Source organism: Phyllobacterium sp. 22229, from assembly GCF_052056495.1.
Lineage (GTDB): Bacteria > Pseudomonadota > Alphaproteobacteria > Rhizobiales > Rhizobiaceae > Phyllobacterium > Phyllobacterium myrsinacearum.
Map to the genome: position 1 here is coordinate 288,590 of NZ_JBQEPA010000002.1, position 22,712 is coordinate 311,301.

The following is a 22,712-nucleotide window of genomic DNA, read 5'->3' on the forward strand; positions in this document are numbered from 1 at the left end:
CGTTGATCAACGACCCCAGCGAGCATGTCACCCAGGTGTTTGATGCATCCGCTATATTCAGTCTTTTCGAAGGATCCCAACAATTGTCTTGGGGCCCCTTGAACAGCATTAATTTTCGCCAACAAGTCTGCACGACAAACTCTGTTCCGTGCGGGATACTTGTTCGGTAGCTTTCACATTGCATACATCCCAACCAGGCCCGCTCGAGCCATTTTAGGGGCCTTGGTGATACCTATTCATACGAATAGAATAATGGTAGTCGATGGTGAACTGAGCTTTATTTTACTCTGGTATTGTAGTTGCGACCAAGAATTATATTGCCTGCAGATATGTCTCATAGAGAAGGCAATACTCGATGTAGGCAATTCAATATGTGGCTACGATAATTTTAGGAATGCGGAATTTCTCCATCAACTGCAGCGATGAAATTGCAAATGTAAAGACCGTGGGGTTTCAAATGCCGAATATAGGGCTTATCGCGCCGATAAACTTATGTCGAACAATTATAGCGATGGGGGTAATCACGTTTCGATCAGTACTCAAGCACAAGTCAATGATTCAAAGTCTTCAGACGTACCATACTTTTCTATTTACCGGAGTTTTCCTTTTCTCGTTCGGGTTCACTTTGACTCTGACTTGCGCCGAAACGATACCGGAGCTGCCGCTTCAGACGGTGCAACAGATGAACCAAGAATGTTCAAATAGAAAGAATTTATCTCCCAGTTTTTGCCGATGCACCATTGAAGTATCTAAGGAATTTGATGGTGATATATTGACTTGGCGTGGCGTGATCGCGGCGTATTCAGGTAGTTTCGACAGTAATTCGGAAGATGGTAAAGATACATTCGATATAATGGCGAGGCTAATAGAAAGAACAGCGACGGATCTTCCTGGACTGAGATCGAAGAATGATGTGAAGACTTATGTAGTCGGAAGACTTTATTTGTTCCAGCAGTCAGTAAAGAAAAAGTGCGGAAACCCGCATTAGCGAGAATTTCCGTGGAGAAGAAATAAAATTAATGAAAAGGGGATGAGTAGATGGGTGATCGGACACAAGGTGGAAACAAAAAACCTGATCCTTCATTATTTGACGGGTTCATGGACACAGTCAAGGAATTGTTCAGCCCCGACAATATAATGGCCAGAGAAAAAATGGAACTTGATCCTGGCGGTTATTGGGCAGATGAGCTCGATAAAGTTAATGCAGCAGAGGACGCGCAAGCCAAAAAAGAGAATCGTCCCTCGCAAGCTGATCATACAACTCCCGGATACATGCGCGGAATCAATAACATCGGCAAGCCTGGAAAAGAGTTGGTTTTCGAAGGGATTGACGAGCTAGGGAGAGTCGCCTTATCGCTGGAGCAGCGGAAACACGAGGATGATGCGCAGAGCTGGAACGATAACTTTGGTCTCAGCCAGTCTACTAATCGTCCTTCGCTACCGACAATATCTCGTAATCCTTACGATACTAATTATACATCTCTGAAAGCACCACAACTAGCTGATATAAGCCAGATTTCGCCTAACCGGCCTGGGCAATATCTATACGGTTTTGACCCTGATGATCACTCTCCAAAATACGGTCCAACGGACTTGGGTATGCCGCGTGAGCAAATGCGGCCCGCTGATTGGAGCGGATTTCGCGCACCTGCAGCCTCTCCGGCGGTTGCATCGCCGGCGTCGCCCTCAGCGGTAGCAATGGGCGCTCAGGCGGGAATGGGCGCCGCGATTGGCGGTATCCTGGGGCCGGCGGGTAGCCTGGCGGGTGCTGCAATAGGGGCGGCCATCGCGGGCGGACCTACTGTTGCTGGCGCAATAAAGGATTCGATCGCCTCATCGTATGCGAATGCTGCAGGTGCGCTGTCGAACGGTGTTTCTGCTGGTGCAATCAGAGGTGCGGCCATAGGCGTGGGAATAGCGGGACCGATTGGGGCGATGATTGGCGCCGCGCTTGGAGGCTATTTCGGTGGTGGTTATGATGGCGGCGGCACTTCCATGAGCGGAGGAAAGGAGTCCGGTCCTGGTGGTCCTGCTGGGGGCAGGAGCGGCCCGGTCAGTCGCGGCTACGACGGCGGCGGCACTTCCATGAGCGGAGGAAAGGAATCCGGTCCTGGTGGACCTGTTGGGGGCAGAAGTGGCCCAGTCAGTCGCGGTTACGACGGCGGTGGGAGTACGTCAAATAGTGGGGGAAAGGAATCCGGACCCAAGGGGCCGGGTGGTCATATGAATCCTGTTCTGCTCGATCTTTCGGGCAATGGGTTGAACGTTGATTCCTTATCCTCTTCTTCGCAGTTTCTCGATTTGAACGGTGATGGCTATCTGCACCGGGTCGCCTGGGCGGGAAAGGGCACCGGTGTTCTCGTTATTGACGTCAATGGGGACGGCAAGATCAACCAGTCGAACGAATTTGTCTTCACCGAATGGGACAAGTCGGCGACGGGCGACCTCGAAGCCATCCGCAACGTGTTCGATACCAACCACGATGGCAAACTGGATGCTGGCGATGCGCGTTGGGGCGATTTCAAGGTGATGGTCGACGGCGTGATGAAGACGCTGGACGAGCTCGGCATTGCCTCGATCGACCTGACACCCAAGGGTAGTGGTCAGCACTTTGGCGACGGGTCGGCCATCACAGGAACTACTGAATTCACGCGGACCGACGGTACGAAGGGCAAGGTTGGTGATGCGTCGCTCGCGACCGAGACGGACGGCTACGTGCTGAAGCGGACGAGCACAACCAATGCCGATGGTTCGACGAACGAGAACATTCAAGGGTATGACAGGGACGGCCGCCTGGCGTTCAGCAACAATGTGACGACAAGTGCTGATGGGCTGAACAAATTCACCTATTATGATGATGACGGCAATGGTGTCGCGGATCGCTCGCAATATGACAATTGGATCATCGGCAGCGACGGCAGCCGTACCCGAACCATCACCAATGTCCGCCAGGATGGGTCGGTGGCTGACAAGACGACGGTCATCACCGGTGCCGACAAGAAGACGATTACGACCAATCTCGATCAAGATGGTGACGGCAAGAACGATCAGAGTGAGACATTTGTTACCAATGCCGATGGGTCAACGGTTACGACGACGAAGGCGTTCAGTGTCGATGGAACATTGATCAAACAGGTCAGCGTGACGGCAAGTGCAGATGGTCTGACCAAGACCACCCGGACGGATTCGAACGGTGATGGGGTCTTTGAGCGCGTCAGCAGCGAAACGACGGTGCTCAACGGCGACGGCACCCGGACCAGGACGGTCGATGCACGCAATTCGGATGGAACGCTGATTTCGAGGACGCAAACGGTGACGAGCGCCGACAATCGCTCGAAGACCGTCAAATATGATCACACCGGCAATGGCACGTTCGACGAAAGCGACAGCATTGTTACATCCGTCGACAGCGCCAGCAATGTGATGACGACGACGCTGCGCTACAACAGCGATGGTTCGTTGCGCGACAAGTCCGTTGTGAGCCTCAGTGCCGATGGCCTGTCGAAAACGACATCTGCTGACCTGACCAGTGATGGCGTCGCCGATCGCATCACGACGGATGTCACTGTCATCGGTGCGGACAAGAGCCGTGTCCAGACGGTGGAACAGAAGAGCGCGGATGGAACACTGCTCTCGCGCCTGGTCACCCGCACCAGTGGTGACGGCAAGACCATCTCCGTCGAGGAAGACCAGAACGGCGACGGCGTGGTGGATATTCGAACCACCACCCTCATCAATGCGAATGGCACAACGACGCAGACGGTGGAGACCTTCAATCCGAATGGCACGCTGATCAGCAAGACGCTGACCGAAGCTTTGACCGATGCGATCGGGCGGAAAATCTCGGTCGATCTCAATGGCGACGGCGTCTATGACCAGATCGCGGTCGATGGCATCTACATCTTTGGCGATCAGACGCGGCATATCGCATTCTCCCTGCAGGGCAACAATGGCACGCTGAAAGGGAAAACCGCGACCGGATACTCCCTCGATGGCCTGACCAAGACCACGGACAAGTGGATCAACAGCGACGGCGTGATCGATGAGACGATCAAGGACGTGACCGTTCTTAACGCCGATGGCAGCCGTACGCAGACGGTCACCACAAGGAGCGGCGATGGGACGCTGCTTGCCAACGAAGTGACCCTGGTCAGCACCGATCGCAAGACCACGACCGTTACGACGGATGCGGATGGCGATGGCATTGTCGATCGAACCATAGTCCAGGTCCAGAACGGCAATGGCAGCACGGCCACAACCACCACGCTGACAACTGCATCCGGCGCGATCTATGGCAAGACCGTTACGGCGCTTAGTGCCGACGGCCTGACGAAAACGCTGTCGGAGGATCTGAATGGTGATGGCACGATCGACCGGAAGACGGTCGATGCAACGGTCATCAATGCCAATGGCAGCCGCACGCAAACGATCACGGAGACCAATGGTGATGGCTCGCTTTTGAGCCAAACCGTGACGACGGTGAGCGCCAATGGCCTCGTCAAGACAACGACGGTTGATATCGACGGCAACGGGACAATCGATTCCAGAACGACCGAGACGACGGTGATCAATCCCGATGGATCTGTCACGACAACAGCCCAAGAACAGGCCGGATCGGTCAATACGGCCAGGACCATCACCACGGTGAGTGCCAACGGTCTGGTCTCCACGACCCAGACCGATATTGATGGTGACGGTACGATTGACAGGGTTGCAACCACGACCAAACTGCACAACGCCAACGGCTCGACCAGTGTGACGTCGGTGGTAAAGAGCGGCAACGGTACACTCCTGTCGCAGTCAACCACGACAACCAGTGCAGACGGCAAGACCATCGCGATCGAACAGGATGCAAATGGCGATGGCGCCATCGATGCGCGCAAGTCGATCGTGCTTGGAGCGGATGGTACGCGAACCGAAACCACCAGTAGCTTTAGCCCTGACGGGTTGCTCATCGGCAGGACGATCGTCGAAACCTCGGCCAATGGTCTGTCAAAGAAGACCTCGGTTGATGTCAATGGCGATGGCACTGTCGACACAATCACGACCGATGTCACCGTCCTTAATGTCGATGGCAGCAAGACCAATACGACGACCGTCACCGGCACCACGGGCGCGATCGTCAGCAAGGTTGTCACCACGCTTTCGGCGGATGAACTTTCGAAGACGGTCGAAGAGGATCTGACCGGCGACGGCGTTGCGGACAAGGTGACCACGACAAGCATGGTCATCAATGCCAATGGCAGCCGCAGCCAGACAGTCACGACAAAGGCGGGCAATGGCACTTTGCTCAGCAAAACGGTGACGCTGACGAGCGCCGACCGCAAGACCGTGACCGTTACGACGGACATGGACGGCGATGGCAATGTCGATCAGAGCGATGTTCAGGTGTTGAATGCCGATGGAAGCAAGACAGTCACCACGACCCGCACCAATTCCACAGGCGCGCTCCTGTCAAAGGCGGTCATAACAACCAGTGCCGACAGGCTGACGATCACGCGGACTGATGATGTCGACGGCAATGGTACGTTTGACGCAAAGAGTGTCAGCACCACGGTGCGGCAGGCCGATGGCAGCAGAACCACAACGGTTGTCACCACGTCAGGCACAGCAACAACGGGCAAGACCATCACATCCATCAACGCCAATGGTCTGATCAAGACCACGGAGACGGATTTGAATGGTGACGGGGTCATTGATACGAAGGTTGTAGAAACCTCGGTCTTGAATCCCGATGGTTCGACCACAAAGACCACGCAAAGCTATTCGGGCTCCAGCCTGACTGAAACGACAATCACCACGATCCTTGGCAATGGGTTATCGTGGGGATCGCAGATCATCGAGGGCAGCAACGGCACGAATGATCGGTCGTCGAGGACGGTAAAGACGGTCAACGCCGACGGCTCGATAGTCGAGAGCACTAAAGCGTGGAGCTTGAATGGAACGACGCTCTCAACGTCGGTGACCACCACCTCTGCAAATGGCCGCACTATCACCACTGAGGATGATCTGAACGGCGATGGTGTCATCGATGTTCGCACGACCATCGTGCTCAACACCGATGGTACCACAACGAAGACTGTGAGCGAGCTCAAGCCCGATGGCTCGCTCGTCAGCAAAGCTGTCACGGATACATGGCCCAACAGCCTGGCGGCAATGACTAAGGTGGATATTGACGGCAATGGCACCTTTGACCGCACGACGGCCGATATCATCACGCCGAATACTGATGGCAGCAAGACCCGGACAATCCGGGAGTTTGATGCGGGCAACGTTCTGACGGGCAAAACTGTTATTGTCACAAGTGCAACCGGGCTTGCCAAAACAACGACCTGGACGGACGGAGCGGGAGCATTGCTGCGCTCGCTCAGCGAAACGACCACCATCAATGCAGACGGAAGCACGGTTCAGGTCCAATCCTACGCCAAAGCCAATGGATCTCTGGAAAGCCTGACAACGACGACCGTCAGCGCTGATGGACGCATGACAACTGTCACCATCGACAATGATGGCGACGGCAGGCTCAACCAGAAGCAAGTTACCGTCAAGAACGCTGACGGAAGTGTGACGAGCACGCGAACCGATTATGCAGCCGATGGCACCACCATTATCGACGCGAAGAAGGTGACGAAAAGCGCGAACGGGCTCATCGAGACAACGGACTATGACACCGATGGCAATGGCACGGTGGATTTGAGAACGGTCCAAACCACTGTCCTGAATGCCAATGGCTCGAAGACGCAGACAACCGATAATTTCGCAGCATCGAACGGTACTTTCGTTCTCAAGGGCAAAGCTGTCATCGACATCTCGGCTGATGGTCTCTCGAGAGATGCGCAGTGGGATCTCAATGGCGGCGGTGTTTTGAACCGGCGGCAGACTGTAACCACAGTTTTGAACAGTGACGGTTCCCGCACCCAAACGATCACCAAATATGGAGACGGCGTATTCAATCGCCGGCACATCATCACGACGTCCGCTGACGGGCTTGTGGTGACGACAAAGCGTGACACCACTGGTACAGGTACCTACGACCTGTTGGCAACGGACGTGACGACGTTGAATGCCGATGGCACGAAGACGCGAACAGTTACCAACACCAAGGCCGATGGAAGTCTGGTCTCAAAAACGGTTACCACGCAAAGCGCAGACGGCCGCACGATCACGACGCAGGAGGACAGGACGGGACAGGCATCGCGCATCCTGAAGAATGTGAGCGATGTTCTGGCCGATGGCTCTGTGGTCAATACCGCAACGACCTCGAGCATTGCCGGTCTGCTCCTGGATAGATCCGTCACCAGAACGAGCCCCGACAATCGCCGTGTAACGATCGAGCGGGATGCCGACGGCGACGGCAAGGTTGATCAGACCGAACAGCGCATTCAGGCCGTGGATGGTTCGGTGACATCAACCATCACGGGTCTGCGTGCAGACGGTACAATCGCCAACCGGACGACAGCAAAGGTTTCGGCCGATGGTCTGACGACAACCACAGAATGGGATCTTGCCGGGACCGGTGTCGTTGACCGCAGGCGCACGGCTATCAATGCATTGAATGCCGACGGTAGTCAAAGCAGCGTGATGACCGATACGGATGATGCCGGCAAACTCGTCGCAAAAACGACGGTCAGCGTCAGCGCTGATGGCAGAACCCGCACCACGAACAAGGATACGAACGGAAACGGCACTGTCGATCAGACCGAAACCCGAATTGTCGAAGTGAACGGTGCAATTACCGATACCATTGTGAACAATGCCGAAGCGCGCGACCTGAGCAATCTGGTCTCTGGTCAAGTGAATTGGCAGCACGCGATTGCCGCAAAGATCCTGACGACCATTTCTCTGGATGGTATTACGCGAATTGTCAGTTCCGATTATGACGGCAATGGCACCTATGAAGTCTATATGCTCGAGGAGAAACAGCTCGACGGTTCGTTCATAGCGACGATCATCGAGAGCAATGCCGACGGCAGCGTCAAGGCGCGGGGCATCCAGACGACGAGCGCCGATGGTCTCACCACGACTCTCAGCAAGGATACCGGCAATCACGGTGTCTATGATCACATCGAAACATCCACTGCCCGCAGGGACGGTTCGGTCACGCTGACATCAGTGGACAAGAATGCTGACGGCTCACTGAAGCAGACCGTGGTCGATAACATAACAGCATCGGGCAAATTGCTGCACGAGCTGACAACGGACGGTCAGGGCCGCAAGACTGCAGAGACACTTTTGGCCAATGACGGAACATCGACTGCATCGACCTTCGACGCTGCAAGTGGTCAAACTCTGAGCGTTGTGCGTGCCAACAAAAAGGGTGTCCCGACCACGGCAACGCTCTATGATCCGCTCAATACCAACCCATGGTCGAGGGTTGAACAGACATTCAATGCCGATGGCAAGAAGCTTTCTGAAACCCAGTACATGGATGATGGGACGCGCTGGCTGATCCTGTATGATTACAGTACCCAGCCGTTGACCCGGTACGAGCAGAAATTTGATACGTCTGACCGGCTTGTCTTTCAGAATAATGTCAACCACGACGGGACCAGGGGGACCTGGACGTGGGATCCGGCGAACACGCAGACTTGGTCAAGGATCGAGCAAAGCTTTGATACGTCTGATCGGCTTGTCGTTCAGAGCCAGTTCAACCGAGACGGAACGAAACAGACGGTTTGGTATGACCCGGGCAACAGTCAGCCCTGGTCACGGTACGAACAGACCTTTGATGCTGCAGGTCGCCTGGTCTATCAGAACAATGTCAACCGCAATGGGACCAGGAATACCTGGACATGGGATCAGGCCAACACACAGCCCTGGTCGCGGATCGAGCAGTATTTTGAAAGCGCAGATCACCTCACTTATCAGAACCAGTTCAACGACGACGGTACGCGAATGGCGATTACCTTCGATCCGAGCAATAGCCAGCCCTGGTCGCGCGTTGATCAGTATTTCGATACGGCCGACCGCAAGACATATCAGTTGAATTACAATGATAATGGAACCAGAAACGCCTACACCTATGATGTAGCGAACACGCAGCCCTGGTCGCGGATCGAGCAGTATTTTGAAAGCGCAGATCACCTCACTTATCAGAACCAGTTCAACGACGATGGTACGCGAATGGCGATTACCTTCGATCCGAGCAATAGTCAGCCCTGGTCGCGCGTCGATCAGTATTTCGACACGGCTGACCGCAAGACGTATCAGTTGAATTATAACGATGACGGAACCAGAACGGCCTATACCTATGATGTCGCCAACGCACAGCCTTGGTCGAGTGTCACACAGAACTTCAACAGCGCCGGACAGAAGACAAGCGAAACCGTCTACAATGACGACGGCACGCGAGACGACAATGGGTTTGATTTCAGTAATTCTTCCGATCGCAGTTGGTGGGGTGAGCATTATGATGCGCAAGGGCGGCGCATGTACGAGACCATTTACTATGACGACGGTCACCATGATGAGAACGGTTTTGACTACGGCAACACCTCTCCTATGAGTTGGTGGGGCTCACAATTTGATCCGCAAGGACGCAAAACCCGTGAAACGGACTTTTACGATGATGGGTCAAGGATTGAATATACGTTTGATCCCGGCTCCCAGCAGGTCATGCTGACCAAATGGTTCAATTCCGCCGGTGCGCTCACAGGGCAGGCCACAATCGATGATGTGGAACGAGCCAATGCGCAGTATGTACTCGATCACTTCGATGCCATTTTTTACATGCGGACCTACCCGGACGTGCGTCAGAACTGGAATGGATCCATGTTGTCGCATTTCATGATCAACGGATGGAGAGAAGGGCGCCAAGCTTATGGGGGCGAACAAGTTCCCTCCCGCCACACTTTTAATTTGACTCAAACATTCCCAGGCTATCTGGAAGCCCATACCCCGAGCGGCGGAGGTGGGTCAGGCACACATGGCCAACCGGTTCTTTTCGACCTGAATGGCGACAACCATATCGATCTTCGTCCGTTTGATCCTGCGGAGTTCGCCAAGAACAACGGGCCGCGCTTTGACTGGGATGGCGATGGTGTCCGTGATGGAACCGCCTGGGTCGGTCCGCAGGACGGCATGCTCGCGATTGATCTCGGCTCAAATGGACAGGCAGGGGGAGACGGCGTCATCGATCAGGCACGGGAAATCGCGTTCTCGCTGTGGGCAACAGCTGAAGACGTTGCAGCTCTTGGACATCCGGCCTCAGATCTCGAGGGTCTGCGGCTGGCATTCGACACTAATCACGATGGTGTGCTTGACGACAAGGATGCGCGCTGGAACGAGTTCCGTGTCTGGCAGGATGCCAACCAGAACAGCATCACGGATCCGGGTGAGCTGAAGACCATGTCGGAAGCCGGGATCAAGCTCATCAATCTCATACCGTCCATTGATGGGGCGGCGCAGTTCCCGGATGGATCGGCCCTGACCGGCACGAGTTCCTATGAGATGCTGGATGGCACCACACGGCGTCTGGTTGGCGATGCAACGCTCGCCTATCGCTCGTCGCAGGCAAACGTGCCAGCAGCCTGACAGTCGGCGGTATCTCAGGGACGTCGTTTTGTGCGCCGCCCCTTTGACTCTCGATCTAAAATGCTTTGCGAGGACGACTGGAAAAACGGACCTGTTGAACTAGCTCGGCAACGCGTTTTGCGCGGATCACAATTGGTAGAGTTCATTTGAACGGGGATGTCATGATTGCAATACGGGAGATGGCGATGTGTGCGTTGATTGGATCAGCGATACTATTGTCGGGGTGTGTCAATTATAAGGGGCCTACATCAACCAATGCGGCGAATGTATCCGCGTTAAAGCCTGCAGTATCGGGAAAGAGGACCAAAATCTGGAGCAATTTCCAGGTGAAGGAAGATTGCTCTGCGGGAGCTGTCCCAAAGATGCGCGTAACGTCAGCGCCTGCTCATGGAAAGGTTGACGTTGTCGGGGAAGCCGTGTTTCCGGATATTCCCAAGGATAACGTCAGGTTCAAGTGCAATTCCAGGAAATACAGAGCCGCGGTTATTTACTACACGTCTGACCCGGCCTTCAACGGCTCAGACAAGGTAGATTTGGTTGCCGACTGGCATGATGGTTCGCCCACATATACGACGGTACACATACAGGTTAGCAAGTAAGCAGCAGGTGTTTCCTGAGGTTGAGGCCGCGGTGCATCCAGATACAAAGCTATTTCTGTGAATATGTTGGCAAATAGCCGTCGGGTACAAATAACAGCGGGCCAAGAATGGCCCGCATGGGGTGGTCGTTGAAATGGACAGGGTGAGTTCGGGGGATGTTGATCCTTCGGCGGCGGGCGGTGTGCCTGAGGCGCGTGCAGCGGACAGCGGCTTGTCCGCGCTTGTGGCGATTGCCGGCTTTTACCGGATTGCATCACGGCCGGAGACGCTGGCGCGGGAGTATGCGCTGACGGGTGCGGCGGGGGCCGACGATATCCTGCGGGCGGCAAGTTCGATCGGCCTGAAGGCGCGCAAGGTTGTGGCGCGGGACGGCAAGCGGATCGCGGCGCTGCCGGTGCCGGCGATTGCCTGCCTTATCGATGGCTCGTTTGCGATCTTTGGCGGAGCGAATGCCGAGGGGATGTGCCGGCTGGTCGATCCGGTGGATTTCCGCTCGCGCGAGGTGCCGGTTGCGGAAGCTTTGCAGCTGACCGGCGGCACGTTCATCCTGGTGCAGCGGCGGTTCGCGGGGGCGGGTGTGTCGCGCGACACGTTCGGCTTCAAATGGTTCCTGCCCTCGCTGTGGCGCTATCGCCGCTCGCTCGGCCATGTGCTTTTGGCCTCGCTGTTCGTCCAGCTGTTTGCCCTCGTCACGCCGCTGTTCTTCCAGGTGGTGGTCGACAAGGTGCTGGCGCATCGCAGCTATTCCACGCTGATCGTTTTGGTGGTGGGGCTTGCCGCCATCGGGCTGTTCGATGTGGTCCTCCAGTACTTGCGCACCTATGCGCTGTCGCACACGACCAACCGCATCGATGTGGAGCTCGGACGGCGGCTGTTCCGGCACCTGCTCAACCTGCCGCTCAGCTATTTCGAGACACGGGCGGCGGGCCAGACCGTGGCGCGGGTGCGCGAGCTTGAAACCATCCGCAACTTTCTGACCGGGCAGGGCCTGTTCTCCGGCCTCGACTTCATCTTCACCATCATCTTCATCTTCGTGCTGTTTGCCTATTCGGCAAAGCTCGCCTGGATCGTCGTTGCCTCTATTCCCTTCTATCTCGCCATCGGCTTTCTCATCCGGCCGTTTTTGAAGGAACGCATCGACGAGAAGTTCGACCGCGGTGCTTTCAGCCAGCAATTGCTGGTGGAAACGGTAGTCGGGGTGCAGACGCTGAAGGCGGCCGCTGTCGAGCCGGTTGTCGCGGCGCAGTGGGAGGAGCGGCTTGCCGCCTATATCCGTTCGTCCTTTGCCGCCACCATGCTGGCCGCCAAGGGCCAGAATGCCATTCAATATGTCAGCAAGGTCACGAGTGCCGCGCTTCTCCTCTTCGGGGCGCAGGCGGTGATCAATGGCGAACTGACCGTCGGCGCGCTGGTCGCCTTCAACATGATCGCGGGTCAGGTGGCGCAGCCGATCCTGCGCCTGTCGCAGCTCTGGCAGGACTTTCAGCAGGTGCAGGTCTCGGTCTCGCGCCTTGCCGATATTCTCAATGCACCGCAGGAGCCGCGCCCGGCCATTGCCGTCTCGCTGCCGGCACCCAAGGGTGCCCTGACCTTCAAGGCGGTGACCTTCCGCTATGCGCCCGATGCGCAGGATGTTTTGAAGGATATCAACCTGACGGTCAGACCCGGCGAAGTCATCGGCATTGTCGGCCCGTCGGGATCGGGCAAGTCGACCCTGACCAAGCTGGTGCAGCGCTTCTATATCCCCAGCAATGGCCAGGTGTTCATGGACGGGCAGGACATTGCCCAGGTCGATCCCGCTTGGCTGCGCTCCAATATCGGCGTGGTGCTGCAGGAGAACATGCTGTTCAACCGCACCATCCACGACAATATCGTGCTGGCCAATCCCGCCATGTCACGCGAAGCGGCCATGCGCATGGCGCAATTGTCGGGTGCCGACGAGTTCATCTCAAAACTGCCGCGCGGCTATGACACGCTGATCGAGGAGCGCGGTGCCAATCTTTCCGGCGGCCAGCGCCAGCGGCTGGCCATTGCCCGGGCGCTTGCCACCAACCCGCCGATCCTCATTCTCGATGAGGCCACCAGTGCGCTCGACTATGAGAGCGAGCGGATCATCCTTGCCAATATGCGCGAGATCGTGCGCGGCCGCACCGTGATCATCATCGCCCACAGGCTTGCCACCGTGCGTTACTGCAACCGCATCATCGGCATGAGGGATGGGCGGATTGTCGAAGAGGGAACGCACGAGACGCTTGTGGCCAGAAAGGATGGCCTCTACGCCCATCTTTGGCAGCTGCAGTCGGGGAGCAATCAGGCATGAAACCTCTCGAGGCACCTCTGGAGGCCGCGCCCTCAAAACCTGAACAGGTAAAGCTGGAACGCGCTGAGGCCGGTCGGGTCGATCCTGATCAACCCGCTTCCGCGCGGCAAGAACCCGGACAGGAAAAAGTCACGGCGAAAGCACTGAAGGCGATCAAACGCCAGCGCGCCGACAATGAGTTCCTGCCGGCGGCGCTGGAGATCCTGGAAACACCGGCCTCGCCCATCCGCACCGCCTTCATCTGGTTCATCTGCATCCTGGCGACGAGTGCGCTTGTCTGGAGCTATTTTGGTACATTCGACATTGTGGCAACGGCGCAGGGCAAGGTGCAGCCAGCGGGACGCGTCAAGATGGTGCAGTCGATCGAGCTCGGCCGGACAAAGACCGTTCAGGTCACCAATGGCAGCCAGGTCAAGGCGGGCGATATGCTGGTTGCGCTCGATGACACGGAGATCAAGTCGGAGGAAACGGCATTTGCCGTCAGCCTTCAGGCGTTTCGCGCCGAAGTCACCCGCCGCGAGGCGGTGCTGGCGACCGTTACCGAATGGCAGGAGAGAGGTATCTGGAACATCGGCCGCATCACCGAGCGGCCGCTGGCCTTTCCGGATGGGATCTCCGAACCGATCCGCCGCCGCGAACAGCTGATCTACCGGGCCGATACATCGCAGCTGCACTCGTCGCTTGCCAATCTCGACGCGACGCGGCGTCAGCGCCAGACCGAGATCGACAGCCTGACCCGGACGATCGCCGCGCAGACGGCTCTGGTCAAAACCCTGACCGAACGCGTCTCTATGCGCACGGAGCTGATCCCGACGGCGGCCGGTTCCCGCGCCCAGGTCATCGACGCATTGCAATCGCAGCAGGAGGCCGAGGCCAGTCTCGTCACCCAGACCGGCCAGCTGGCCGCGGCGCGGGCCGCGCTTGAGGTCGCGGTCAGCGAGGCGGCAAAGCTCGTGGGCAGCTTCCTCTCCGACAATGTGCAGAAGCAGTCGGAAGCGGCGCGCCGCGTCGATGAACTCGAACAGCAGCTGATCAAGGCGAGCAAGCGCCGCTCCTCCATGACCATTCTGAGCCCGATCGATGGCACCGTGCAAGCGTCGGCCGTCACCACCATCGGCCAGGTCGTCACCGCAGGCAGCGAACTGATGCGCATTGTCCCGGAAAACGCTGCGCTCGAGATCGAGGCCTATCTTCCCAACCGCGACATCGGCTTTGTGCGAGGCGGCCAGACCGCCGTCATCAAGGTCGAGGCCTTCCCCTTCACCCGCTACGGCATCATCGAAGGCAAGGTGACCCGCGTTGCCACCGACGCCATTCCCGAACCGGATGCTCAAGCGCTGGAAGGTGCCGCCGCCAAGGAGCTGCAGAGCATCATTCCCACCGGCAATGCCCAGCGCATGCAGAATCTGGTCTTCCCCGTCACCATCCGGCCGGATGTGACCATCATCAACGTTGATGGCAAACCCATGCCGCTCTCCCCCGGCATGTCCGTGACCGTGGAGGTGAAGACCGGAAAGCGCCGCATTCTCGAATATCTGTTCTCGCCGCTCGCCGAAATCTCGTCACAGGCTATGCAGGAAAGGTGAGGGGAGATGCTGCCGGCCACAGTAGAAAGACAGCATTCATTGTAATTGTATCCCGTGATCCACTGAGGTTCTGATGACACAGCAAACAAGCACGATCAATGTCAGGTTACCCAAGGATGAGGATTGGGCGAGTTTTTATCAGCACGTGCGCAAACATCATGCCAGGACAGTATTCGCAGACATTCCATTTTCCGAGAAGAAGTACGCTGCTATTGAACACCAAGCCCGCAATCCAGCCCCACACCAGTGTTTGATCGTTGCGGAAGCCAAAGGCAAAGTTGTCGGTCTGGCATGGATTACCGCAGGAGAATACGCACTGGGGGATGGAGGCGTGATGACAACAACACACCTGCTTGCCGTTGATGCCGAGGAATGTGGCCCTTTTCTCTCGGCAAAGGTCTTCAAGAGATTGCTCCGCGGGATCGTGATTTGGTCTCGTTCACGCAATGCCAGGCAGGTCCTTGTGCACGTCTCCACGGGGACGGCCATCAAGCAAACCGACCGGCTTCTACGATCCAGTGGCGCAATCTGCATCGGAGGAAGTTATCTTCTGGCGGTCAATGAAACATAGTGCGCGTCATGGTAACGAGCACGCGGAGTGCCCACGTTGAGACCAATTAGACAACGTGCCTAGTTCAAGGGTAAGAGTTCGCGCCATCCGTTCCGAACATTCTCAATCAATGATCGAAGTGACCGATTGACAATTGAATTGCCGGTCCGGGTACTTACCACCACCATGGGATATTTACGTGGCCCTGCCGGCCCGAAGCTGCGATGGTTGATTTCAAACTGCGAAAGACCAAGGTACCAAATCTGCCAACGGGGATGTGCGGCGGCGGCGGGGTTGTTTGCGGGAGGGGGGTACTGCGCTAAGGATCCCGTCGGTAATTGGGGAAAATTAAATGGCGCTGAAGCAATCACGATAAAAGGCAGGCGTAATTCCGAGTCGTTTCCGAAATACGCGGTGCAAGGCATGGAGGCTGCCGAAGCCGGAATGTTCGGCAATGCGGGCCAATGGCCAGTTTGACGTTTCTAGCAACATTTTTGCTCGCCCGATCCGTGCGGTCTCGACAAAATGGGCTGGAGTCGTGCCTGTTTCCTTATGGAATAAGCGCGAAAAGGTTCGCTCGCTCATGCCAGCTCTCATAGCAAGAACAGGGCCGGATAGATCGCCGGTGGGATCTTCGAGAATTTCGGTGACCAACTTTCGCAGTCGTGGCGTCGCTCTGACTTGGACCGCGAGGCTCGAGCTGAACTGAGCCTGCCCTCCAGGCCTGCGCATGAACAGCACCAACTGACGGGCGACGGACAGAGCCGTTTGCGCCCCGCAATCGGCTTCAACCAAAGCGAGGCACAGATCAATTCCCGCCGTAATTCCGGCAGATGTGTAAACTGGTGGCTCGGCTACAAAGATCGCGTCTGGCTCGACCTCGATCTGAGGTCGCAACTGTTTGAGCAAGCCGGTTGAATTCCAATGAGTTGTTGCGCGTTTTCCGTCCAGAAAGCCACCTGCAGCAAGTACGAAAGCCCCAGTGCATACGCTGGCCAGACGGCGAGTGCTTGAGACACGTAATTTCAGCCATGCGATCAGGCTGGTCTCGAAGATTACCTTCCTTAGTGCATCCTCGCTGCCACCCGCCACAATGACCGTATCAATATTATTGGGAACGGCATCGAGCGCGATGGCATCGCCAAGATGAATACCGCCTGCCGAACTACATTTAATCGATCCTCCTGTCGGAGATGCGAGCAGAAGTTCATATGGCGGAGTGTGTTCGGACTTAAAGAGATTTGCTGCTGCGAATACTTCCATAGGACCGACTACATCCAAGGCTTGCACGCCTTCGTAGCCGATCAGGAGGATTCGTGTTGTCGTTCCAGATTGCGTGTTCATTGGCGTAAAATGCGATAACTTTGTCATTTTCGCCAGAGGCAATGTACGCATATGTTGGGATGCCGTCTTCAAAGTTGGGAATCTTCATGCGTCAGCCAATCTGGAAAACCTTTCTCCTATGTCTCCTCATCTTGTCTGGGCCTTCAGCGGCCGCAGATATCGACCGCATTCAACTGCCTGCCGTTAAGGCTGAACGGGTTCGGCCACTCGTTGCGATTGTGGCGGATAATGCGGGCACGGAGACGACTGATCTCGTTGTGCCTTACGGTGTTTTGAAGTCAGCTGACGTTGCCGATATCGTCATCGTCTCCACGCAAGCGGGCACAATCAACCTGATGCCAGCGCTCGCCATTGAATCGGATATGACGATGGAAACATTTGACAAAGTTTACCCTGCAGGTGCGGACGTTCTGATTGTGCCGGCCATGCACGACAACAGAAGTGACGCCATCGTCAACTGGGTGCAGGAGCAAGCGCAAAAGCGAGCATTCGTTGTCGCTATCTGTGAGGGAGCATGGATCGCCGCACGGGCAGGTATTCTGCAGGGACGGGGTGCAACAACGCACTGGTATGCGTTCGATGGTATTGCGCGACAGTTCCCAAAGACAAGATGGATTCGCGACAAACGTTATGTCGTAGACCACAACGTCATGACCACCACCGGCGTTACCGCGTCTATCCCGGCAAGCCTTGCCCTGGTTGAAGCAATGGCGGGATATGCAAGAGCCAAAGCCACGGCGACAGAACTCGGTATTGAAGACTGGACTTCAGCGCATGTTTCCGCGCCATTTCACCTGACGGTGGGACGCGCAGGGCTCATTGCTCGAAACTACCTCGCATTTTGGACACACGAGATCTTATCCATTCCCATTACAGAGGGCTTTGACGAAATCGCACTGGCTCTCAGTGCCGATGCATGGTCGAGAACATATCGTTCACAAGCGATCGCTATATCAGGAAACAACCGTGTGAAATCGCGGCATGGCCTTGTCCTCGTGCCGGATAAGGAGAACAATAAGGGCTATGTCGAGTTACTCTTTGACCAAAAGGCCGCTTCTTCGAAGTCTCTCGACACCACGCTTGAAACGATTGCGGCCCGCTACGGCCACGAAACTGCAGATCTGGTTGCACTCCAACTTGAATATGCGCGTAGAGAATAGGACTTTGTTGCAAATTTTCAGTAAGGTGACGAACATCGACGCGCCTTGGTCAGTTGGATGGAGTAGTGTGCGGCAAAGCTGTTAGCCAGTGTTCGATTCCGGCCACCTCGCTGCGGATGAAAGTTTCGTCGCGGAAGGCCATAGCCACGGCTGCTCCCCCTGCAACCATGACACAAGATGCAGGGCCAGCGCATTAACCCGAGCGCCGGCGCCAAGTGCGCGGAATTCCCCGGTGAGCCAATCGCGGCAGCGGCCATGGCCGCCATACGGAGACCATGACATTCTGAAGAATTCCATATTGCTTGGCCGGTTCGAAGCCATAGAGACATCGCCCGTCGAGATCGGAGATGCGCGGCACGAATGCGAAGCCGAGCGGATGACAGAGGGCGAATACAAGATTGCTGCCGCCGCCGCCTTCGACCCGTCACCGCCGTTCGGGACAAGCACAATGAAGGGTCTGGATTGAGTCCCATAGCGGTCATCGAGCTTTCGCAAACTCCATCGCAAGAGCCTTCTTCGGGAACGCGCGTGCGACAGAATATGGCAATTTCCCGGGCAGCCGGGGTGTGGCGATGTCAAGTATTTACCGGAATACGGGCGATGACCTTTATCTCAAAGTCGAAGCCGGCGAGCCAGTTTACGCCGAGCGCAGTCCAATTCGGGTAGGGCGGCTTGCTGAAAATCTGTTGCTTGACAGCCATAATAGTTCCGAACTGGTTTTCAGGGTCAGTGTGGAAGGTGGTTACGTCCACGATATCATCCATCGTGCAGCCCGCTGCGTCCAGCGTGGCCTTCAGGTTTTCAAAGGCCAGCCGTACTTGGCGTTCAAAATGGGGTTCGGGTGTTCCATCGGAACGGCTGCCAACCTGTCCGGACACAAATAGCAGATCACCGGATCTGATAGCAGCGGAATAGCCATGCTCCTCGTAAAGAGTGTGCCTGTTAGCAGGAAAGATTGCTTCGCGTTGGGTCATTCTGATCTCTCTTTATTGTTGGCAACGGCCGCTGAGCCCGGAGTAACGCTTCACAAGCTCGCACCTCATTTGATATACGATACGTATGCTGGGTATTCGACATACGTATCGTATGTCAAGTCCATATACGCTTCGTATATGAATATGAGGGATTGAATGGCGAAAACACGCAGCGAAACGATGCAGGAAAACCGCGTCAAGTTGATAGCGGCTGCGCGAAAGGCTTTTGCGGAAAAGGGGTACTCCGCAGCGTCAATGGACGAGTTGACGGCTGACGTCGGTCTGACACGGGGTGCGCTTTACCACAACTTCGGTGACAAGCGCGGGCTCCTGGCGGCGGTTGTCGATCAGATTGACATGGAAATGGCGGTGCGCGCTAAAGAGATTGGGGCTCGGGCGGGTAACGATTGGCAGGGCTTGCTTGCCGAGGGGGTGGCCTATATCGAGATGGCGCTAAATCCGGAAGTCCAACGCATCGTTCTGCTCGACGGACCTGCGGAGTTAGGTGATCCCTCGCAGTGGCCGAGCCAGAACAGTTGTCTACAGGTGACCAAGAGCACTGTGGAGCGCCTAATCGTACAAGGCATCCTCAAGCCACTTGACGCAGAGGCGGCGGCCCGATTGCTTAGTGGCGCGGCTCTCAATGCTGCTCTCTGGATCGCCGCGAGCGAAAACCCGCAGAGCGTGCTGCCGAAGGCGATCGCGGCTTTTCATGCCTTGGCGGCAGGTCTGCTTTTGGAGCGTTTGTGACCTACTAAAGGCGGAAGTCGAGCTTTCAGACTGAGACTTTGGCGTCGCGGAATGCTCGGTTGAAGCTACAACCTTAAAGCCTGCGGAGGCTTGCGACTGGAGCAACTTCCGCTTCGTGCTCATCGCATTGAGTGGCTGCTCCCCACCCTTCTGCGCCCTTCGATTTCGCGCGGGACTGGGGCCCGAAACGGGCCGATGTTTATGATTTGAGCTTTCAACCGTATATTTGTGCCCCTTTAATGTTTAGGGGCCCATCAGAAGCGCCGAAACCGGGCTGTGAGACAGCCGCCACCGTAATGTTTAGGCCAGCTGAAATCCGAAGCAGCGCTCCACTGGCGACAAACTCTTTTGCGCCGAGAAGAAGACCACCCTGATTGGCATGACGGGAATAAAATACTCGCTGTCCTTTAAAATACAGCCGTGGTGAAGTATGCTCGAGGATAACTAAGTTAGTCCTCACAACACAAAAATTGCGGAGCGTTCGTGCAGACGCAGTCTGACGCTAATCGATCTTGCCTTTCCCAGGTTAGAAAAAAATATATAGCACCTGCTCGTACAACCGGAGAGAAGACGGCGAATTTGCTTGCCGCTCTATTGGATCTACGTAAGCGTCCGTTAAGTGTTCACTTTGGACGGCCAAGTATGAGGATCGTTCTACAACCACTCCAAGCGATACTGGTTCAATATTTGCGCAGCTCTGCCTTTTCTATTGCAATGATCACGCTCACAATTTTTGTCAACTCTGCGCTGTCGGTCGCCGTGCCATACATATTTTCTCGACAACTCGATGACTTCACTACGGATCGTTCCACAGAGACTGGTTCTGGGCCTTTGCTCTTTACGCTGTGCTTTTGGGTGCGTCAGCGGTTTCCCCTCTGCAAGATGCACTCGGCAGCCAGCTTGGCCGCGCCTGTGCCGATGCCATATTGTGTCTGGAAAAACTCAATCGCCGCTCGACCTAACCGGTACGCCCGCCGAAAGAGGGCTATTTGAGCTGGAAGGAATCCGCACTGCACGCACCGAGTGCATTGGGATTATATTTGCGCCAGTCATCGATGCTCAGCATGCCAAGGCGAATAGTCCCTTCACCCAGGGTATTTTCTGAATTCTTGATGGTGATCCATCGAACCGGCTTGTCACAAAAGCCGTTCTTGCCTTTGTTCAGTGAAAAAAACTTGTCGGCATTCAGCACCTGATAGACATCTCCACCGAATTCTGTATCGCTGCCGCTTTTCCACACGTCGGAATACCGAAGTATCATTTGTCCTTTTAACAGGGAGAAATGTGCAGAGGTGCGGCTGAGTTTCATTGTGTCTCCAAGCGTTGCCGAAGTACCGTTCGACACCGCGAGATAGGCACGGGGGTTGTTCGTTGGCATTGCTTTCCCGTTCGATTGGGCGAGGGCACCCTGTGCCATGAACGCACTCAGCGAAGCGGCAGCAATGAAGCTTATGAAATGGCGGTAGCGTATCATGGTCGTCCGTCCCTAAAGTTAAAGGTGCCTGTTTTTACATTGGTACAACAATGGACGGCAGGATGAAACGAAATGTGGCAGTTATAGCTCCTCAAGGGCATGACGCTGCTTGATGGCAGCGGGAGGATCAAGCAGGCTGGAAAAATATACCAAATCGTTCTGTATCTGCCCGCCATTGTCCTGATGACACCAAACAATCGAGACCGGATCGCCAATTGCTTATTGAAATATGCCGATTCAAGTTTGAGTTCTGCGATCGACTAATGCAACGGCCTTTTGCCTCTGAGTCAGAGGAGATCTGCTATCGTCTCAACGGTTGCCTTGGCGGATCCTGGATTCGGCCCAGTCACCAGCCTGCCATTCATCAATGCCGTCCTCTATCGTCCACAGCCAAGCGTTTTTGGACCAGATTGTGATGTATTTGCGCACATATTTGGGACAGATGCATCACGAGCGCATCAGAACTGGCGACGACAGGGCGATTGATTGGACGTAAAACGGACAGGACAAAATCCTGTGCAGGCAAAAAAGGCTTTAGAACAAGGCCGTGTTTTTCATAGCTTAACGCGGTAAGCGGATTGATTATTGAAATACCCAACCCTTTTAGCACCAATTCGCACACGCTGCTGGCCGACTGCGATGACAGGAACAGCCGTCTTTGCGTGCCTGCCGTGTCGAATACACGTTCCACACTCAGCCGGTACGGGTCTTGAGAACCGAGACTGATGAAATTGACGCCTTCAAAGTCGTGCGGCTCAACATAGTTTCGTTGCGCCAGAGGATGATCTGGATGCATGATGGCGACGAGCTGGAACACCCATAATATTCGCGATTCCGCATCTCTTTCGGTATAAACACCCTCGATCAGGCCGACATCAAAATTGAAGCCGGAGATACTTGATTGATTGCGGGGGTCGACCGTACTGATTTGCAGTGTCAAATCAGGATGGGTAGCATTTAATCGCGCGACCGCTTCAGGCAAAATCGCCTGTGCAAAGGCCGGCAGAGAAGCGACCGTCAGCACTTCTTCCGAAGCATCGCGCAGACGATCGATAAAATCATTGATACGGTCCAGACCGATGAATGAGGCTTGCACTTCCTCAAAAAGCTTGAGCGCTCTGGCCGTTGGCACCAGTCTTTGCAGACGCCGTTCAAACAGGCGAAAGCCGATATGTTCCTCCAGCCGTGATAACTCGCGCGTAATGGTTGGCTGCGAAGAACCAAGGGCCGCTGCGGCAGCTGTGACGGTGCCAAACTTCATGGTCGCGCGAAAAATCTCTACTTGGCGCAAACTGATATGATCTTTGCCAGATCTCACCTTTTTACCCTCTGAAATTGCTGCAATTTTTGCCAGATCATATCGTAGCTGCATGAAGTTCCAATGATATTTCTATATCAACGAAAAAATTTTCATGACTAAAT

The 22,712-nt window shown here is 55.5% G+C and carries 10 protein-coding genes and 2 pseudogenes; 6 read left to right on the plus strand and 6 right to left on the minus strand.

Translation table 11 applies throughout. From position 1 onward, the window contains the following. Positions 1-1,038: 1,038 nt before the first annotated feature. The 4 genes from ACTJJ7_RS03635 (at position 1,039) to ACTJJ7_RS03650 (ending at position 15,609) form a co-directional block, all read left to right on the plus strand. Complete coding sequence (locus ACTJJ7_RS03635; protein WP_440965412.1) at positions 1,039-10,533, plus strand: hypothetical protein; 9,495 nt, start codon at positions 1,039-1,041, stop codon at positions 10,531-10,533. Positions 10,534-11,265: 732 nt separating this feature from the next. After that, on the plus strand, positions 11,266-13,452 hold the full coding sequence (locus ACTJJ7_RS03640; RefSeq protein ID WP_440965414.1) for a type I secretion system permease/ATPase: 2,187 nt from the start codon (positions 11,266-11,268) through the stop codon (positions 13,450-13,452). Then, on the plus strand, positions 13,449-15,038 hold the full coding sequence (locus tag ACTJJ7_RS03645; RefSeq protein ID WP_105737690.1) for an HlyD family type I secretion periplasmic adaptor subunit: 1,590 nt from the start codon (positions 13,449-13,451) through the stop codon (positions 15,036-15,038). The genes ACTJJ7_RS03640 and ACTJJ7_RS03645 overlap by 4 nt, the downstream gene beginning before the upstream one ends. 73 nt (positions 15,039-15,111) lie before the next feature. Continuing rightward, positions 15,112-15,609 (plus strand): N-acetyltransferase family protein, encoded by a 498-nt coding sequence (locus ACTJJ7_RS03650; RefSeq protein ID WP_440965417.1) that lies wholly within the window; start codon positions 15,112-15,114, stop codon positions 15,607-15,609. 327 nt (positions 15,610-15,936) lie between these two features. Here the strand turns inward: ACTJJ7_RS03650 and ACTJJ7_RS03655 are convergent, their stop codons facing one another. Continuing rightward, positions 15,937-16,932, minus strand: coding sequence for a GlxA family transcriptional regulator (locus ACTJJ7_RS03655; protein ID WP_440965419.1), 996 nt, complete (start codon positions 16,930-16,932; stop codon positions 15,937-15,939). Positions 16,933-17,018: 86 nt separating this feature from the next. On the opposite strand from ACTJJ7_RS03655, the gene ACTJJ7_RS03660 reads away from it, so the two are divergent. Next, positions 17,019-18,092: a DJ-1/PfpI family protein gene (locus ACTJJ7_RS03660; RefSeq protein ID WP_440965421.1), complete on the plus strand. Its 1,074-nt coding sequence runs from the start codon at positions 17,019-17,021 to the stop codon at positions 18,090-18,092. 274 nt (positions 18,093-18,366) lie between these two features. Here the strand turns inward: ACTJJ7_RS03660 and ACTJJ7_RS03665 are convergent. Both ACTJJ7_RS03665 and ACTJJ7_RS03670 read right to left on the minus strand, forming a co-directional pair. After that, positions 18,367-18,513 (minus strand): annotated as a pseudogene (locus ACTJJ7_RS03665) (Tn3 family transposase); the annotation flags it as partial. Positions 18,514-18,667: 154 nt separating this feature from the next. Continuing rightward, positions 18,668-19,066 carry a RidA family protein gene (locus ACTJJ7_RS03670; RefSeq protein WP_105737682.1) on the minus strand — a complete coding sequence of 133 codons (399 nt, stop codon included), beginning with the start codon at positions 19,064-19,066 and terminating at the stop codon, positions 18,668-18,670. Positions 19,067-19,222: 156 nt separating this feature from the next. Between ACTJJ7_RS03670 and ACTJJ7_RS03675 the strand changes: the two genes are divergently transcribed. Next, the gene (locus ACTJJ7_RS03675; protein ID WP_440965423.1) at positions 19,223-19,816 is read left to right on the plus strand and encodes a TetR/AcrR family transcriptional regulator; all 594 of its coding nucleotides are present in this window, start codon (positions 19,223-19,225) and stop codon (positions 19,814-19,816) included. A gap of 232 nt (positions 19,817-20,048) precedes the next feature. Here ACTJJ7_RS03675 and ACTJJ7_RS03680 read toward each other — a convergent pair. The 3 genes and pseudogenes from ACTJJ7_RS03680 to ACTJJ7_RS03690 all read right to left on the minus strand — a co-directional run. Then, a pseudogene (locus ACTJJ7_RS03680) lies at positions 20,049-20,198 on the minus strand (S9 family peptidase); the annotation flags it as partial. Positions 20,199-20,801: 603 nt separating this feature from the next. Beyond that, the gene (locus ACTJJ7_RS03685; protein WP_105737678.1) at positions 20,802-21,290 is read right to left on the minus strand and encodes a hypothetical protein; all 489 of its coding nucleotides are present in this window, start codon (positions 21,288-21,290) and stop codon (positions 20,802-20,804) included. A 364-nt stretch (positions 21,291-21,654) separates the two neighbouring features. Beyond that, complete coding sequence (locus ACTJJ7_RS03690; protein ID WP_440965426.1) at positions 21,655-22,662, minus strand: LysR family transcriptional regulator; 1,008 nt, start codon at positions 22,660-22,662, stop codon at positions 21,655-21,657. Positions 22,663-22,712 lie beyond the last annotated feature (50 nt).